Source organism: Beggiatoa leptomitoformis, assembly GCF_001305575.3.
GTDB lineage: Bacteria > Pseudomonadota > Gammaproteobacteria > Beggiatoales > Beggiatoaceae > Beggiatoa > Beggiatoa leptomitoformis.
On record NZ_CP012373.2, the window covers coordinates 1,878,130 to 1,896,364 of the forward strand.

The window sequence follows — 18,235 nt, forward strand, 5'->3', positions numbered from 1 at the left end:
ATACATCAACAAAAATACCTCCAGTTGTGTTTGCTCATCCAAACGACAACGGATTGCCTCTGAAGCAAGCTCCCCCTCGCGGAGAAAAACATCACTAAGATGATCTACAATAGCCTGAGTATCAGTACGATTTCTTATGAATGTGCTAATAACAATTCTCTCTTAAGTATCAATATATAAGCACTTGGTTCTTAAGATACACCCTCTTAATTACACACCCTGATTCAAATTCAAAAAAAATGCCGCTAACAATAAATCCTCTTCCGTATCAATATCTAACGCGCGAGATTTAGGCATAACATAACCTTGTGTTTGCGCATTTAATAGCTTACGGGTTTGCAATAATGTGCTGGTTTTTGCAACGTAAACAGCCCCATTTAAAGTAAACATGGCAGGCAAATCTTGCCGACGCGGGGGGATATCTTGGATTAAAGGCTGTAAATAACCTTGACTATCTTGCTGAAAACACCAGTAAGGATGTGCATCAGGCTCTGTTACACTCACACAAAATTCAGCTTGTTGGTCTATACACTGTTGAATCGCTTGGTCTATATCTAGCGCAAGTCGTAATGGCGACGTTGGCTGTAAAACCACAACATAATCATAAGATTCTGCGACTGTTTGTATTGCATGAATAATCGGCTCTATACCCGCTGTCTCATCTTGCGCTAATTCAGCAGGACGAATAAAAGGGACTTCACAACCCCATTGCCGCGCGGTTGCAATGATTTCCGCATCCTCACTGCTTAAAATAAAACGGTCTAAATAAGCAGATTGTTGGGCAGATTGAATCGTCCATGCAATTAATGGTTTGCCTGCAAGTGGGCGAATATTTTTCCGTTTAACGCCTTTTGAACCACCCCGCGCGGGGATAATGGCGAGGAAAGAATAGTTTTTATACATAATTTGTTTAAATCGTCCGTAAATCTATTTTCGCAATGTTCGTGCAGGCACTCCCGCTACCCGTCCACCCGCTGGCACTGCACGAGTCACCACCGCACCCGCTGCAATTAACGCCTGCTCTCCAATCTCAACGCCCTGTAAAATAGTTGCTCCCGCGCCAATGTGTGCGCCCATACCCACTTTACAACCCCCACACAACACCGCACCTGTTGCAATATGGCAATGGTCAGCAATTACACAATCATGCTCAATAACTGCACGGGTATTGAGTAACACGTTTTGCCCTAATTGTGCAGAAGGATTAATAATCGCACCCGCCATGACTTGACAACCTTCACCAAGTATTACATTAACACTGAGAATACTTTGCGGATGGATAACAGAGAGAAATGAATAACCAACGGCTTTAAAATGCTTAAAAATATCTGCCCGTCTCATTGTCGTTTTTATTGACCCTAAACCATTGACGAGAGCAACCGTAGTCGGCGAATAGTGTAAAACACACTGGTCATCACCTAACACCTTAACCCCCTGTATTAACGAATCTTGCAGCGAGACACGAGCATCAGTTATCCCTAATACAGGTTGTTGACACAACTCCAAAACGGCTAACAACACACCCGCGTGACCACCTGCCCCTAAAACAATACAAGGGATTGACATTAAATCAATTCATCCGCTACATAATCACGCTCTGCGGTTTTATGCAACCAGTTCCAATAAAACAAGGGAGAAATACCCGTACCGGGGCGTTTAATGGTTAAATTCTCCGTCGTAAAAGCCTCACCTTGTTTGATATTACGTGTCGCAGTTAAACTTTTGCGTGCAATTTCACGGTTTGCCTGTTCGGATACACTGGGTTTTTTAATGCTGTGTCCAAATGCTTGCTCGATTTGCCGTATACCTTGCACCATTGCTTTTAATTCCGCAGGTTCTAACGATGCACGATGGTCTGGCCCTGGTAATTGTCGGTCTAACGTAAAATGTTTTTCAATCACACACGCTCCCCGTGCAACCGCTGCCAGTGGAATAACAATGCCTTCTGTATGGTCAGACAAACCAACAGGTAATCCAAATGCAGCCTGCAATGTATCCATTGCATATAAATTAACTTGGTCAACAGGTGCTGGATATTCCGTTGTACAGTGCAATAGGATAACTTTTTCCTGCAATACGGCTTGTCCTGTAGGCGAGTGATAGGCTTGCATAAAACGGGTTAAATTAGGTTCTATACCCATTGGTTGTGTGTAACCAAAAGCTAATACACTCAAGGCGGTTTCTACATCACCCAAGGTTGACATGCCTGTTGATAAAATTACAGGGCATTGTGTTCTCGCGGCTTTTAGCAATAAAGGGGCGTTGGTAATTTCACCCGAGGCCATTTTTAAACTAGACAAACCTAATTGATTGACTAAAAAATCAATACTATCTTCATCAAATGGTGTGGATAAAAATGCAATACCTACTTTTTGACAATATTGAAGTAGCTGTAAATGGTCTGCCTCGCTTAACTCCAACTTTTTAATCATCGCAAACTGGGATTCGTTAGCATCAGTGGTTTGCTGTTGATACTCGGCTTTAGGAGCGGATTGGGTAACGATTTTTTCGGCTTTAAAGGTTTGAAATTTAACCGCATCTGCGCCAGCATCTACCGCTACATCAATCAAGCGCAATGCCATTTCAAGTGAACCATTATGATTCACGCCTGCTTCTGCAATAATATAAGTTGGTTTATTCATCTTGAGCAAAGAACTCGATTTTCGCACGTTCTAAATCTGCCATTTGTCCAATATCAATCCAATATTCTCGAATCGGAAAAACGACGGTTTCCCGTTTTTCTGCTAAGGCTTTTTCAAATAAAGTCGGCATATCAAAAAACGTTTCCTTTGGTATAAGGCTTAATAGACTGGGTTGTAATACGTAAATGCCCGCATTGACAAAAAAGCGTTGTATCGGTTTTTCCTGAATGCCTAAAATTCGATGATTATCAATTTGCACAACGCCATAAGGTACTTGAAAATCATATTCACGCACACACATGGTCGCTATTGCTTGATGTTCAAGATGAAAGTCTAATAAATGGCGATAATCAACTTTTGTTAATAAATCACCATTCATAACGATGAGGGGTTCTGTTGGTAAATCAGGTAATAAGGTTAAAGCCCCTGCTGTTCCTAAACGGTCTTTTTCATGTAGATATTGAATATTAACATCAAATGCTGAGCCATCGCCAAAATAGGCTTCTATCATCTCCGCTTTATAATTGACAGATAAGTAAAAACGGGTAAATCCTTGTTCACGAAAACCTTCAATAATTGTTTGTAAAACAGGTTTATTACCCACTTTTAATAAGGGTTTTGGACAATGCTCGGTTAGTGGACGCAGGCGTGTTCCAAGTCCACCCGCCATTAAAACCACGCTATTTTGTCGCTCACCTGTTTGAATTAATTCATCTAATACCGCAAGGTTAACCACAATTCCTTGTGGGTTTAATAAGGGGATATGATGCCGCCGCGCGCGTTTCATCACATTGAGAATATGTGCAGTACTGGCATTTTCGCGTAATACGGTAGGTGTTGTATTCATGACGTTTTGAATCAGCGATTCTAACGCCAATCCTTTTAAAATCGCGCGTCGAATATCGCCATCGGTCACTGTCCCTAATAATTTTCGTTCTGCATCTACGACTAAAGCAATTTGTAACGCGCTGTTATCTAAGGCTTGAATAGTATCGCGTAAGGTTGCTGTGGGAAGAACAAGGGTTTTTTGCCAGTCTTTCATCATTTTCTCAATTTTTGCATCTTTAGATAATTCTGGAAGTTTGGTGAATTCTGTTTTAGATAATACTATTTTTGTAATGGTTTATTTATTGTATGAATTCAGAATGGTTGAATTTAAGTAGGATAAAAATTAACCGCATTGATAATCCTGAGAGTTTTTTCATTTTTACAGTCAAATAAAAAGACCTTCTCAGTTTTAAAAGTCGAGAAGGTCTTATTTTTATATACTTAGTGCATTAAATAATCTGCAATAAGTTAGAATTTTGGTTTTTCTGACGCAGCGTTGTAACGCTCAATTCCTTGTGTAATTTCCTGTCCTGCTTCTTCAACGGTTGCCCAACGGTCTAATTTTACCCATTTATTTGGTTCTAAATCTTTATAATGTTCGAAGAAATGTGCAATTTGGTCGAGCATATTTTGGGGGACATCTTTCAGGTCAAGAATGTGCCGATATTGGGTGCTTAATTTGTCAGCAGGCACAGCCAGCACTTTGGCATCTTCGCCTGATTCGTCTGTCATCCGTAACAGGGCGACAGGACGGCAGCGAATCACAGAACCGCTGATTAAGGGGACGGGAGTAATAACCAATACATCAACAGGGTCGCCGTCGCCTGCAAGGGTGTGAGGAACATAGCCGTAGTTGCAGGGATAGTGCATGGCAGCACTCATGAAACGGTCGACAAACATCGCGCCTGTTTCTTTGTCAACTTCGTATTTAACAGGGTCGCTATGGGCGGGAATTTCAATAATGACGTTGATATCAGATGGCGGATTTTTACCAGAGGTAACTCTGTCTAAGTTCATATTTTCTTCCTAAGCGTTTGGTTAAGATTAAGGTGAGTGTTTTGTAAAGGCGAATCAGTTCGCCTCTACCCTTATGCAAAACTTATATTTTATCCGATTGCTTGGCAGTTACTAATAAAAATTCGAGTAGTGCTTTTTGGGAGTGAAGGCGATTACCTGCTTGTTCCCAGACAACACTTTGATTTCCATCAATAACATCAGCACTCACTTCTTCGCCACGATGGGCAGGGAGGCAGTGCATAAAAACGGCATCGCTAGTGGCTAAACGCATTAACGGTGCGTCAACTTGATAGTATTGAAAAGATTTGGCACGCTTTTCCTGTTCTTCTTCTTGCCCCATGCTTGCCCATACGTCGGTAGAAATCAGGCTTGCGCCACGAATGGCTTCGCTAGCATCATAGCTGAAACTAACGTGGTTTTGGGCTTTTGCCATGATGCTTGCATCGGGTTCGTAGCCTTTAGGGGAGGCGATGGCAAGTTCGAAATCGAATTGTAACGCAGCATGGATATAACTGTGACACATATTATTACCATCGCCTATCCATGCCACTTTACGCCCTGCAATGCTGCCGTGGGTTTCTACAAAAGTTTGAATGTCTGCTAATAATTGACAAGGATGGTATAAATCCGTTAACGCATTGATAATGGGGACGCGCGAGTATTCTGCAAAGCGTTCAACATTTTGGTGGGCGAAAGTTCGAATCATGATGCAATCAACCATGCTCGACAATACCCGTGCGGTGTCTTCTATGGGTTCACCACGCCCTAATTGTGTGTCGCGGGGGGAAAGAAAAATTGAACTTCCTCCAAATTGGGCCATCGCCGTTTCAAAGGAGACGCGAGTACGGGTTGATGATTTTTCAAACACCATTGCTAGCACGCGATTTTTGAGCGGTTCATAAATTTGCCCTGCACGTTGCATGGCTTTGAGCTCGATAGCGCGGGTAATAAGGCGATTAAGTTCGTCTTTTGAGAGGTCAAGGAGGGTCAAAAAATGACGGACAGGCATGTCTGACTCCTATAGGATTAGGTAGTGGTAGTCACTGAGAGAAAATCGAGTACAAGTTGTGAAACTTTATTTATAATTTCATCAGCTTGTTCATTGGTTAGAATAAAGGGGGGTAATAAACGGATAACTCGGTTGGCCGTCACATTGATTAATAATCCTTGTTCTAAAGCTTTAGCGACCAATGGAATACATGGTTGTGCGAGTTCTATCCCTATCATTAAGCCTTTATGACGAACAGAAATAACCCCTTCTGTTTCTTGTAGTGCGTTATGTAGCCCTTGTTGAATCCGTTGTCCTAATTCAGCAACACGGTTTAGTAGTTGGTTATTTTCTATCGTTTCTAACACGGCTAATGCCGTGCGACATGCCAGCGGATTCCCCCCGAATGTAGTGCCATGAGAGCCTGCAGTGAAAATACCTGCAACTTTACCGCGTGCTAAACAAGCCCCTATCGGCATTCCGTTTCCTAGTGCTTTTGCGAGTGTAATGACATCGGGTAAGACTTGTTCATGTTGGCAGGCTATCCATTTTCCGGTCCGTCCGATACCTGTCTGAATTTCATCAAGCATTAGTAGCCAGTTGTATTGGTCGCAGACAGTACGCAGTTGTTGCAAGTAGCCAACATCGGGGATGTAAACCCCGCCTTCCCCTTGTACAGGTTCTGCCAGAATGGCAACAATATTAGGGTTTTGTGCTGCAACTTGGTGAATAGCATCTATGTTGTTGTAGGGGACACGGACAAATCCTTGAACGAGTGGATCAAATCCTGCTTGTGCTTTCAGGTTGCCTGTTGCTGTTAAGGCGGCGAGAGTTCGTCCATGAAATGCGTTTTCCATCACGATGACGGTGGGTATGTCTATTCCTTGTTGATGCCCATATAAACGCGAAATTTTAATGGCGGCTTCATTCGCTTCTGCCCCTGAGTTGCAAAAAAATGCTGTTTCCATCCCTGTTAAGCGGATTAATGTATCTGCTAGGGTTTGTTGATGGGCAATACCATATATATTTGAGGTATGTAGCAAGGTTTGTGCTTGTTCACAAATCGCTTTTGCAATGGCGGGGTGTGCGTGTCCTAAACTGCACACGGCTATACCCGACACCGCGTCTAAATAACGCTTGCCTTGTGTGTCCCAGAGCCATGCCCCTTCGCCTTTAACAAAGGTGACGGGTAAGCGTGCATAATTGGGCATTAAAGTCGTTGACATGTTCAGTATCCCCAAAATGAAAAAGCAGCCATATAGGCTGCCTACGAGAAAAAACGAATTCTAACGAGAAAATAATGAATAGGCAATGAGTTAGTTAGGAAAAATCAGGTTTTTTATCCTGAGAGAAATAATTTATCTAACTACTGTTACATACAGTAGTATGGCAAATAATTTTTACAGGAAATGCGGACAGTTCGCTTGCGTTATTGAGTTAGCGGGTAATAAGTGATAATTTACTATAAAAAAGCCTGCTAACTTGTGGATAGGCTTAAAAAATTAATTTACATTTCATATAATAGAAAATGTATTATATTTTCAATACCAATCACTCACAGGAAAGTTAATAATGAAAAAAATTATTTCTTTTAATTACTTGAAAATTTTTATGGTTATAACCGTTCTCGCTTTTTTAAATGCGTGCGATGCAATTAAAAGTTCAACGCTGATGGCGGCGGGAACACCTGATAAATCTAATATGGTTCCCCCACAACGTTCTGATGTGAGTTCTATGAGTACACGGGGTTTAACCATGTTAGGTTTACAAGGTGTCCAAACCGAACGTGGTATGATGTATAGTCTTGATTCTGTTTTATTTGATTTTAATAAATCCGTGTTAAATGCTGAGGCACAGTCTGCGGTTGATCAATTGGCATCACTGATTCAACAAAATACGGGTAAATACATTGCTGTTGAGGGACATACGGATAATGTTGGCGGTAAAAGTTATAACCAACAATTATCAGAACGTCGCGCTGAATCCGTTGCACAAGCGTTGATGAGTAGAGGTGTTGATTCTAATCGTTTACAAATTAAAGGACTTGGAGAAGGTCGCCCCGCTGCAAGCAATAAAACGGCAAATGGACGGCAAAAAAATCGTCGTGTCGAAGTCACCATTTTAAATTAAATCAATGGTCAGCACGGGTTTATTTATCTGATTTAAAGCAGTTAAATGTAAGGTGCGAATCAGTTCGCACCTATTTTCATCGTATTCCAAGCGTTTTGGTTCTCATTGACAATGTCCACTCCCCTAAAAATTTTATTTGTGAGTGCTGAAGTGTATCCACTGGTTAAAACGGGTGGACTCGCTGATATTAGCCACGCACTGCCAAAAGCCTTGCGACAATTGGGTGTTGATGTACGGGTATTATTACCCGCCTATCCACCTGTTTTAGATAGATTAACGCTAACTTGTGAACATGATAAGGTTAATTTATTACACAGTCTCCCACCTGTACGGGTATTAGCGGGCATGATGCCAGACAATAGCTTTCCTGTGTACGCGCTGGATTGTCCGCAACTTTATCAACGCTCAGGAGGATTGTATCAAGATCAACACGGTAATGATTGGGGGGATAATGCCTTACGATTTGGCGCGCTTTCTAAATTAGCCGCATTGTTTGGGCAACATTATTTTACTTTTCAACCAGATATTATCCATTGTAATGATTGGCAAACGGGGTTAACCGCTACTTATTTGGCGTATAGTGCAAACCCTGTTCATGCACGGGTGGTTCAAAGTTTACATAATATGGCGTATCAAGGAATATTTGACCCCGCCATCATGAGTGTATTAGAACTGCCTGCCGTTAGCTTTAATATGTATGGTTTAGAATATTATGGTGCGGTTTCTTTTCTTAAAGCAGGGATTTATTATAGTCATTGGCTATCTACGGTTAGCCCCACTTATGCTAAGGAAATTCAAACAGCTACCTTTGGGTATGGTTTAGCGGGATTGCTCCGTGAGCGCAATAATCAACTACAGGGGATTTTAAACGGGATTGACGTTGACGACTGGAATCCGCGCACCGATAGCTATTTACCTTTCCACTATTCTAGTGAAGATTTCACAGGTAAAGCTAAAAATAAACAAGCACTTTGTCAACGTTTGGGTTTAATGCACCCTGAAAAACCGCTGATTGCGATGATTACCCGCCTCACGTATCAAAAAGGATTAGATTTAGTATTGCCCGCCATTGCGGATATTTTGAATGAAGGGGCACAACTTGCGCTGCTAGGGAGTGGGGATAAATCTTTAGAGTATCAATTACAAAGCCTTGCAAAACAGTATCAAGGACGGCTGAGTATTACGATTGGTTATGATGAAACCCTTGCACATCAACTAGAAGCAGGCGCAGATATATTTTTAATGCCCTCACGCTTTGAGCCTTGTGGTTTAAATCAATTGTATAGTATGCGTTACGGTACAATTCCGCTGGTTCGGCGTACGGGTGGCTTAGCAGATACAGTAACCGATACAACCCCCGCAACGTTAGACAAGGGCAACGCAACAGGTTTTGTCTTTGATGCAGAGGACCATCATGCTATTTTGCACAGCGTACAACGGGCATTATTAACCTATCGCGATAAGGCAACATGGCGACAATTACAACTCAATGGAATGCTTCATGATTGTAGCTGGCAACAGAGCGCGAAAGCATATATGGTCTTATACCAGCATGTTTTATCCTAAAATCTGCCTGAATCGAAATTCGCTAATTTTTAAGACATACGGAATTAAAAGACAGAAAATGGCACAGATAGTACCGCTTTAAGGAGTGGTATCCGTTATTATCTCTCTCTATTCTTGCAAACAGTTCAATAACCCTTCATTTTTACGGAAAGTACCTTTTCCCCAACCAGCAAGCTATTATGCAATTTGAATTACTCGCTACAGACGGACTCGCCCGCCGCGCCCGTTTACATTTTTCTCGCGGAGTGGTTGATACACCCGCTTTTATGCCTGTAGGCACGTATGCAACCATTAAAGCCGTTACAACTGAACAGGTTGAGGCGACAGGGGCGCAAATTGTCTTAGGTAATACGTTTCACTTAATGCTAAGACCCGGTACAGAAATCATTAATTTACATGGTGATTTGCATGATTTTATGCACTGGCGCAAACCAATTTTAACGGATTCTGGCGGGTTTCAAGTTTTTAGCTTGGGTAAAATTCGTAAAATTACCGAAGCAGGCGTGCTGTTCCGCTCCCCCATTGATGGTGCAAAAGTTTTTATGGGACCTGAAGAATCTATGACAGTTCAGCGCGCATTAGGTTCTGATATCGTCATGATTTTTGATGAATGCACACCTTATCCTGCAACAGAATCACAAGCACGCACTTCAATGGAATTATCTTTGCGTTGGGCAAAACGCTCAAAAATTGCGCATGGGGATAATTCTTCTGCACTGTTTGGTATTGTCCAAGGGGGAATGTATGAAGCATTACGTGTGGAGTCTTTAGCGGGATTAACAGAAATCGGTTTTGATGGCTACGCGCTAGGTGGTTTATCTGTTGGTGAACCTAAAGAGGAAATGATTCGGGTTTTAACAGAAGTTGCACCCAAACTTCCCTTTAATAAACCGCATTATTTGATGGGTGTTGGCTTACCTGTTGATATTGTGAATGCGGTTTGTCAAGGCATTGATATGTTTGACTGTGTTATTCCTACCCGTAACGCCCGTAATGGACATTTATTTACCAGCAAAGGGGCGGTTAAAATTCGTAATAGCCGTCATCGCCGCGATACACGCCCTTTAGATGAAAATTGTGATTGCTATACCTGCCGCAACTATACCCGTGCCTATTTGCACTATTTGGATAAAGCCCGCGAAATTCTCAGCTCACATCTAAATACAATTCATAATTTGCATTATTATCAGAAGCTCATGCAAGGGTTAAGACTGGCTATTGAAGAACATCGTTTACCCGCGTTTGTTCGCGACTTTTACCGCGAGACACAGGGGACATTAGATGATAATTAAAGGGAATAAATTCGCAGCGTTTCGGTATTTAGTGTAAACGACATGATAGTGCTAACATAATAAAAATAACGAAGAAAAAACATAAGAGATAAATCGCTTGTATTTTTATTGGTTAGCACTGTTAACAAGACATGTGCTTTTTTGAGTCAGTCAATCAAAAAGGCTTTCTATAAAAATTTATATATAACAATATATTATATTTATTCATGCTTAGGAATAGTTATTGCTAACATGTGTAAAACATCGTTATTTTAGTGGTGGACTAGAAAAACGAGGATATAAAATTGAAAAGACGTTTTTTGTGAGAAAAAATGGCTTCTCCGTTGAATATTGCCGAAAAATAATAGTTGAAGAATCACTAATACAACATCCTCATCCAAATGGAAACCATGCTAGTCTGTTGTTATTGCATGATTAGGGATTTATATGCGTTATGTATTGAAAGTATTATCTGTGAGTTGTTGTTTATTGTTTATCAGTATTCCAATGTTGATAAAAGCAGATGATGATTCGACAGATTATCCTGTTTCAAACGCCGCAGAAAAACAGAATACATTACATATTGCAGTAATCGCTGTACATGGAAAATCTATTGCGAGCGAACAATGGCAAGCGACAGTTACCTATTTAAATCAAAATCTACGCGAATATCAATTTGCTTTATTACCCTTAAATCAAGATGAAGTTGATGCGGCAGTTATGGCAGGAAAGGCAGATTTTATTATTGCTGACCCTGCAACTTATGTTGTAGCTGAAGTAACCCATAATGCACGGAGTATCGCAACGCTAAAATATTTACAACAAGGGAAAATGTATCACCGATTTGGCTCGGTTATTTTTCGGCGTTTAGACCGCTTAGACATAAAAGAATTACGTGATTTACAAGGCAAAATGATAGCCATTGCGCAAGAGAAAAGTTTTAGCAGTTGGGATATTGTGCGGTGGGAAATGGGACAATATGGCTTATCTGCAACGACTTTAAAAAAGGTGTTATCCGTTGAATCGGATGAATCTGTCGTTCATGCCGTCTTAAATGGACAAGTGGATGCGGGGGCGGTTACAACCTATACATTGGAACGTATGGCAGATGCTCAACATATAGATTTAAAAAATATCGTTGTCTTAGCAGAACAACCCACCTTTCCAAACTTTCCTTTTTTACGCAGCACACAATTGTACCCAAATTGGACATTTGCAACGTTTGAACATGTTCCCGTTGATATTGCTGAAAAAATTGCCTTTGCGCTCTTATTAATAAGACCTGATTCTCCTGCCGCAAAAGCAGGACAATATTATGGGTGGACAATTCCATCTAGTTACCAACCTGTGCATACTGTTTTACAACAATTACGCTTACCCCCCTATCAGCAATATGGTGATGTTACCTTTAGCGAGTTTTTACAACATTATTGGGCATGGTTATTATTATTAATTACTGGATTAGGCTTGGCTATTTATGCAAGTGTTTATTTTAAATCGCTCTATGAACGTTTAAGTTTGATTCAAAATGCGCTAAAAAAAGAATTGAATGAACGTCGACGGGCAGAAATTGCGTGGTTAGAAGCCAAAGAACAAGCAGAAACAGCCAATAGAGCAAAAAGCCAATTTTTAGCCAATATGAGTCATGAGCTTCGCACACCCATGAATGCAATTATTGGATATAGTGAGATTTTACAAGAAGAAGTAGCGGATATTGGGGAAGTATCCTTATTATCCGATTTAGAAAAAATTCACGGGGCGGCAAACCATTTACTTACACTGATTAATGATATTTTAGATTTATCAAAAATCGAAGAAGGTAAAATGGAAATGTATTTTGAATCATTTTCAATAGAAGCCTTGATACGAGAGATTATAGCAACAATACAACCGCTTATTAAAAAGAATAATAATCGCTTAGAAATTCACACCGTACAACATTTAGGTACAATGTACGCGGATATTACCAAAGTTAGACAAAACCTATTTAATTTACTTAGTAATGCGTTTAAATTTACCGAAAATGGTATTGTTGCCTTGTTTGTAACCCGTGAAACTATTGGATTAACCGATTGGATTATTTTTCGTATCTGCGACAGCGGTATTGGTATGACCGAAGAACAAATGAGCAGATTATTTACCGCATTCACACAAGCAGACGCTTCCACAACCCGTAAGTATGGGGGAACAGGGCTAGGTCTTGCCATTACTAAACGCTTTTGTGAAATGATGGGGGGAGAAATTCAAGTAGAAAGTAAAGTAGGCTATGGCAGCACTTTTATTCTAAAGTTACCTGCAATTATCAGTGAAAAAAATAACGATATGATAGAGAATATGGCACTTAATGTGCAGACTTAGCAAACATTACTGTGTAAATAGAGAAAAGATTCATGCAAATTCACAAATCGACTGACTACTGACTACCACCATAAAGCGTTATACTTATAGGAAGCCGCTACAATAGAATGCTTGAATCAGTACTGATTATAACCAAATACACACATGATCAGCTAAATATCTTTTAAGGAGATCGTGAATGCCTAAGATTTTGTTAGTAGAAGATAATGAAATGAATCGAGATATGCTGTCCCGACGCTTAACTCGTAAGGGATTTGATGTTGTGATAGCAACGGATGGGGGACAGGGTGTGGATATGGCGCACAGTGAAAAGCCTGATTTAATCCTCATGGATATGAGCCTACCTGTAAAAGATGGCTGGACAGCAACTAAAGAGCTAAAAGCAGATGATACGACCAAGAAAATTCCCGTCATAGCCCTCACCGCCCATGCAATGTCTGGTGATAGGGAACAAGCCTTAGCCGCTGGCTGTGACGATTATGATACAAAGCCCATTGAATTACCTCGCTTATTGGGAAAAATTGAGGTGTTATTAGGTACACCTACCCCCTCAGTCGGTTAAGATGCGCGGTTGGTATTGCTGCCTACTCCGTTGTTTGCTTCCGCTCCTTAGAAGACCACAATCAAGAGTTCTAGTATGAACGCCGCAGACGAGGGTCACTCCTTATCAACCCCGTCAGTAGAGGATGCAACCAGTGCTAGTGATGTTGCATTGGTGGAAAGAGAACGTGATTTCTTCTCACACACCAGTGCAATCATTACCCTAACTGAAGACATTCTACAATATGCCAAAATAACCGCTAGCTACCAATCAGCCCTACCCGATTTGCACAAAATGCAAAGCGCGGCAGAACAACTCGCTGGACTAATCACCAACCTATTTAACAAACAAGACTCATTGTGTCCTGTGTTCGACCCCACGTTGTTCACCTCCACCATGCGTCATGATTTGCGCACGCCTATCAACGCACTGATTGGCTACAGCGAAATGCTAGTAGAAGATTTTTGCACAGAGGGGATACTCGACTTCTGTCAAGACCTACAAAAAATTGTCACATCCTCACGCCATTTACTAATTGTTATTAGTGAACTATCCCATTTTGCCCAAAGAAATGACCCCGCCAAACTGCTAGAATCGCCTGCTCTCTCGCAAGGAGACCTCTCGATTGATGCCGTCTTGCACACCATGCGCTCTGCCGTACAACAACCCGTCGAATTTGTAATGGGAGAAGCACGACTATTGGTAGTAGATGACAAAGAAAGTAACCGCGATTTACTCTCACGCCGTTTAGACCGTCAAGGATTTCATGTTGATATTGCAGTCAACGGCTTACAAGCCTTACAAAAGGTACAAGAATTTCGCTACGACCTTGTATTATTAGACATCATCATGCCAGAAATGAACGGTTTTCAAGTCTTAGGCGCGATAAAAAGCGACCCTGCCCTGCGTCATTTACCCGTCATTATGATTTCTGCCCTAGATGAAATTGACAGCGTTGTTCACTGCATAGAAATGGGCGCGGAAGATTACCTACAAAAACCCTTTAATCAAGTTATTTTAAATGCAAAAATTTCAGCAACCCTTGAACGTAAACGCCTGCGTGACATGGAACAAGCCTATGTAGAACAAATTCAACGCGAACAAGAAAAATCTGAAAAATTACTACTCAATATTTTACCCAAACCCATTGCTGACCTCTTAAAACGCGGTGTCCAAACGATTGCCGATAGCTTTCCAGATGTCACGATTCTCTTTTCCGATTTAGTCAAATTTACCGAACTATCCGCAAAAATATCCCCTGTGGAACTCGTCGAAAATTTAAATGAAATTTTCCTCCTATTTGACACATTGGCTGAACAACATGGATTAGAAAAAATTAAAACTATTGGCGATGCTTATATGCTGGTTGGTGGTTTACCCACCCCACGCGCCGACCACGTTGAAGCAGTAGCCAATATGGCACTAGAAATGGTGGAAGCTATTCAAGCCCTAAACTATCGCAACCACTCGTGTTTTCAACTCAGAATAGGCATACACACAGGACCTGTCGTCGCGGGAGTCATCGGCAAAAATAAATTTAACTACGATTTATGGGGAGATTCCGTCAACATTGCCAGCCGTATGGAATCCCAAGGATTACCTGGAAAAGTCCAAGTTTCCCAAGACACCTACCAACGCATCAAACATCAATTTATGTTTGAAGAACGCGGTTTTATCGATGTCAAAGGAAAAGGCAAAATGTTGACGTATTTATTGCAGAAAAAACGGTTATAAGCCGTTAGTTATCCAAAGGCAATCCATTCAAAATTAACAAGCAAAAACAAACAAAACACCCACAAAAAACTGTTTAAATTCCACCCATACACAAATACTTAATCTCTAAAAAATCATCCACACCATATTTAGAGCCTTCACGTCCAATACCAGATTCTTTTATCCCACCAAATGGCGCGACTTCTGTAGAAATAATCCCCTCATTAATGCCTACCATGCCATATTCTAAGGCTTCCGCTACACGCCAAACCCGTCCTACATCCCGACTGTAAAAATAAGCGGCTAATCCAAATTCAGTATCGTTTGCCATTTGAATGGCCTCTGCCTCCGTTTTAAAGCGAAACAGCGGGGCGACAGGGCCAAAGGTTTCCTCATGTGCTACGCGCATATCAGACGTAACATCTGCCAAAATGGTAGGCTCAAAAAAAGTTTTCCCCAACACATGACGCTTGCCACCACAAACAATCCGCGCGCCTTTTGCGACCGCATCTTGAATATGGGCTTCAACCTTCTCTACCGCGTGCATGTCAATTAATGGTCCTTGCTGAATATCCGCTTGTAAACCATCGCCAACGGTTAATTGTTTAACCGCAATGGCTAATTTTTCTGCAAATGTTTCGTAAATACCTTCCTGAATCAATAAGCGATTAGCACAAACACACGTTTGTCCTGCGTTACGATATTTTGAAGCAATTGCCCCAATAATGGCTTTATCAATATCTGCATCATCAAACACAATAAATGGCGCGTTTCCACCTAATTCTAAAGAAACTTTTTTAACCGTCCCAGCACACTGTTGCATCAGCGATTTGCCTATTTCCGTTGAACCCGTAAACGATAATTTACGCACCAACGGATTAGCCGTCATTTCTCCACCAATGGCTCGTGCATTGCCTGTTAATACATTAATAATTCCCGCAGGAATTCCCGCACGGTCAGCCAATTCGGCTAACGCCAATGCAGAAAACGGTGTTTGACTCGCGGGTTTAATCACCACAGGACAACCAACAGCTAATGCAGGCGCGCATTTACGAGTAATCATTGCCATAGGAAAATTCCATGGCGTAATTGCCGCAACAATGCCTATGGCTTGTTTTAACACAACCAAACGTTGCCCTTGTTTATTAGCAGGAATCACATCACCATAAACCCGCTTAGCTTCTTCCGCAAACCACTCGATAAACGCTGCGCCATAATTAATTTCGCCTTTGGATTCGGCAAGTGGTTTACCTTGCTCTGCGGTCATTAATATAGCAAGGTCATTTTGATTTTCTAAAATCAGGTTGTACCAACCCCGCATCACTTGCGCGCGTTCCTTCGCCGTTTTATCGCGCCACGCTGCCCACGCACATTGAGCGGCAGTAATCGCCCGCTGGGTTTCCACTGCCCCCATTTCTGGCACAGTCCCCAGTATTTCCCCTGTAGCGGGATTAGTAACAACAATGGTTTTGCCACTATCGGCATTTACCCATTGTCCATTAAGGTAGGCTTGTTGACGAAATAAGCGGGTATCTTTAAGCGGTAACATCTGCGAAGTCTCCTGCGACATTTATTCTGTGAGAATAACTAACATAGGGTCTATCATCGTACCATTAAAACTCACACCCCAATGCAAATGCGGCCCTGTTGCGCGTCCTGTCATGCCCACTTTACCAATGGATTGCCCCGCATAAACTTGTTGTCCAACAGCCACATCGATTTCACTCATGTGACAATACATGGTAACAATGCCATAGCCATGATCGATAAAAACACTATTACCATTAAAAAAGAAATCCCCTATTTCTACGATAACGCCATCGGCAGGGCTACGAATCTCAACCCCCGCACCCGCAGAAATATCCAACCCACTATGGGGTTTACGTGCTTGTCCATTAAAAAAGCGGCGTAAGCCAAAGGGACTACTAAACTTGCCATCAACCGGTTTTAAGAGCGGTAAAGGAAAACGTGTTGCCCGCCAAGGGGGATTTAAAGCGGTTTGTACCCGTTTATTTTCAGCTTCAATACGGCGCAAATCATCTGGCTCTGGGTCAACTTGACGTTTATTTTTTAGCGTAAGCCGTTGCTCTGCATATTTTTTATCAAAAACTTTAAACGGATAGCTCGTATTTGTATCAGATTCAATCAGGGTTTGCGAACCGATGGCTGTTGCTAATGGAATACCGACCAACGCAATCCACGTTTGCCCGTCAAACCAAACAGCCGTGCGTTTACCGTTATAGCGCACATCAGGCGGTATGCTAGGATTATGATTATTCAGTGTTACCCATGCAATCCCCCCAGCAACAGCAGGGGTTGTGCGGATTTTTGCCAATACGTCAGTGAGATCATCCGCGTATGCTGTTGTTAAATAACACCAGAGCCAAAGACCAACGAGTGCCATTTTATACATCGCACTGTGTCGCATGATTTATACCTAAGTTGAGAAAAATTAAGCAAGCATTTTATTAAAAAAAGCCAATGTTTTCTTACGGGTATCTTCAGCCGCTTCTGAATCATAGTTCAAACTATCAGGATTAATAAAACCCGCATCGGCATCATAACTATAACATTCAACAATTTTATCCGCTTCTGACATCACATGTTCCAAAGCGGCTTGTTTATCAGGCCATGTTTTTTCAGTTTCAGCAAAAATAGCAAGAACAGCACTGTGTAAAGACTCAACTTTATGACGGTCTATGACTATCCGACAATAATAAATGGCTAACGCGCGAATTGTCTCAGCCTGTTGCAAAGCGAAGTGTTGCGCCTGTAAGCCACCAAACGACCAGCCTAAGAGACCCACTTTACGCTTTGCCGTTTTTAAAGACTCTAATGCCGTGTTTAGTTTACGATTGACAACATCTTGATTTAACGTCCGCAAAAGTTCGCTGGCTTCTTTTGTATTTGATGCGGTTTGTCCATTATATAAATCCACAACCAGCACATAATAACCTTGTTCAGCAAAGTAATTCGCCCACTCGCGATTGTAGTCGGACACGCCGAATGAGTCGTGAATAATCAATAATCCTTTATTCGCTTTTTTAGAGCCTGCGACATAAGTATTAAAGATTTCACCCTCTGGTGTGGTCAACTCCATTAAAAACTCCTTAGCAACATGAAAAAATAGAAAAATAATGAAAGACAAGGATGACAGTGAATAATACGTAAAATGACATAA

The 18,235-nt window shown here is 41.5% G+C and carries 16 protein-coding genes; 6 read left to right on the forward strand and 10 right to left on the reverse strand.

What is annotated here, in order from left to right; translation table 11 throughout:
• Positions 1-210: 210 nt before the first annotated feature.
• From AL038_RS07865 to AL038_RS07895, 7 genes are all read right to left on the reverse strand, one after another.
• Positions 211-903: an acylneuraminate cytidylyltransferase family protein gene (locus AL038_RS07865; protein WP_062151425.1), complete on the reverse strand. Its 693-nt coding sequence runs from the start codon at positions 901-903 to the stop codon at positions 211-213.
• 24 nt (positions 904-927) lie between these two features.
• Positions 928-1,566 carry an acetyltransferase gene (locus AL038_RS07870; RefSeq protein WP_062151427.1) on the reverse strand — a complete coding sequence of 213 codons (639 nt, stop codon included), beginning with the start codon at positions 1,564-1,566 and terminating at the stop codon, positions 928-930.
• Positions 1,566-2,642 (reverse strand): N-acetylneuraminate synthase, encoded by a 1,077-nt coding sequence (neuB, locus tag AL038_RS07875; protein WP_062151429.1) that lies wholly within the window; start codon positions 2,640-2,642, stop codon positions 1,566-1,568. The genes AL038_RS07870 and neuB overlap by 1 nt, the downstream gene beginning before the upstream one ends.
• A complete protein-coding gene (locus AL038_RS07880; protein ID WP_236839497.1) occupies positions 2,635-3,687 on the reverse strand; it encodes a nucleotidyltransferase family protein in 1,053 nt (350 codons plus the stop codon). The genes neuB and AL038_RS07880 overlap by 8 nt, the downstream gene beginning before the upstream one ends.
• 251 nt (positions 3,688-3,938) lie before the next feature.
• A complete protein-coding gene (gene ppa, locus AL038_RS07885) occupies positions 3,939-4,487 on the reverse strand; it encodes an inorganic diphosphatase (protein ID WP_062151435.1) in 549 nt (182 codons plus the stop codon).
• Positions 4,488-4,569: 82 nt separating this feature from the next.
• Complete coding sequence (gene argF / locus AL038_RS07890) at positions 4,570-5,496, reverse strand: ornithine carbamoyltransferase (RefSeq protein ID WP_062151439.1); 927 nt, start codon at positions 5,494-5,496, stop codon at positions 4,570-4,572.
• Between the two features lie 17 nt (positions 5,497-5,513).
• A complete protein-coding gene (locus AL038_RS07895; protein ID WP_062151442.1) occupies positions 5,514-6,701 on the reverse strand; it encodes an aspartate aminotransferase family protein in 1,188 nt (395 codons plus the stop codon).
• Between the two features lie 346 nt (positions 6,702-7,047).
• Between AL038_RS07895 and AL038_RS07900 the strand changes: the two genes are divergently transcribed.
• The 6 genes from AL038_RS07900 to AL038_RS07925 all read left to right on the forward strand — a co-directional run bounded on the left by AL038_RS07900 (position 7,048) and on the right by AL038_RS07925 (position 15,075).
• Positions 7,048-7,605 (forward strand): OmpA family protein, encoded by a 558-nt coding sequence (locus tag AL038_RS07900; protein ID WP_062151445.1) that lies wholly within the window; start codon positions 7,048-7,050, stop codon positions 7,603-7,605.
• A 111-nt stretch (positions 7,606-7,716) separates the two neighbouring features.
• Positions 7,717-9,171, forward strand: a complete 1,455-nt coding sequence (glgA, locus tag AL038_RS07905; RefSeq protein ID WP_062151447.1) for a glycogen synthase GlgA — start codon at positions 7,717-7,719, stop codon at positions 9,169-9,171.
• Between the two features lie 179 nt (positions 9,172-9,350).
• Entirely contained in the window at positions 9,351-10,463 is a 1,113-nt protein-coding gene (gene tgt / locus AL038_RS07910) for a tRNA guanosine(34) transglycosylase Tgt (protein WP_062151450.1), read from the forward strand.
• A gap of 426 nt (positions 10,464-10,889) precedes the next feature.
• A complete protein-coding gene (locus AL038_RS18525) occupies positions 10,890-12,800 on the forward strand; it encodes a sensor histidine kinase (RefSeq protein WP_062151453.1) in 1,911 nt (636 codons plus the stop codon).
• 178 nt (positions 12,801-12,978) lie between these two features.
• The gene (locus AL038_RS07920) at positions 12,979-13,362 is read left to right on the forward strand and encodes a response regulator (protein ID WP_062151456.1); all 384 of its coding nucleotides are present in this window, start codon (positions 12,979-12,981) and stop codon (positions 13,360-13,362) included.
• A 75-nt stretch (positions 13,363-13,437) separates the two neighbouring features.
• Positions 13,438-15,075, forward strand: coding sequence for an adenylate/guanylate cyclase domain-containing protein (locus AL038_RS07925; protein ID WP_083991466.1), 1,638 nt, complete (start codon positions 13,438-13,440; stop codon positions 15,073-15,075).
• A gap of 73 nt (positions 15,076-15,148) precedes the next feature.
• Here the strand turns inward: AL038_RS07925 and gabD are convergent, their stop codons facing one another.
• From gabD to AL038_RS07940, 3 genes are read right to left on the reverse strand one after another with little or no spacing between them, the layout of a single operon-like run.
• On the reverse strand, positions 15,149-16,603 hold the full coding sequence (gabD, locus tag AL038_RS07930) for an NADP-dependent succinate-semialdehyde dehydrogenase (protein WP_062151459.1): 1,455 nt from the start codon (positions 16,601-16,603) through the stop codon (positions 15,149-15,151).
• Positions 16,604-16,624: 21 nt separating this feature from the next.
• Positions 16,625-17,482 carry a M23 family metallopeptidase gene (locus tag AL038_RS07935; protein WP_201800142.1) on the reverse strand — a complete coding sequence of 286 codons (858 nt, stop codon included), beginning with the start codon at positions 17,480-17,482 and terminating at the stop codon, positions 16,625-16,627.
• 24 nt (positions 17,483-17,506) lie between these two features.
• On the reverse strand, positions 17,507-18,154 hold the full coding sequence (locus tag AL038_RS07940; RefSeq protein WP_062151462.1) for a dienelactone hydrolase family protein: 648 nt from the start codon (positions 18,152-18,154) through the stop codon (positions 17,507-17,509).
• Positions 18,155-18,235: the final 81 nt, after the last annotated feature.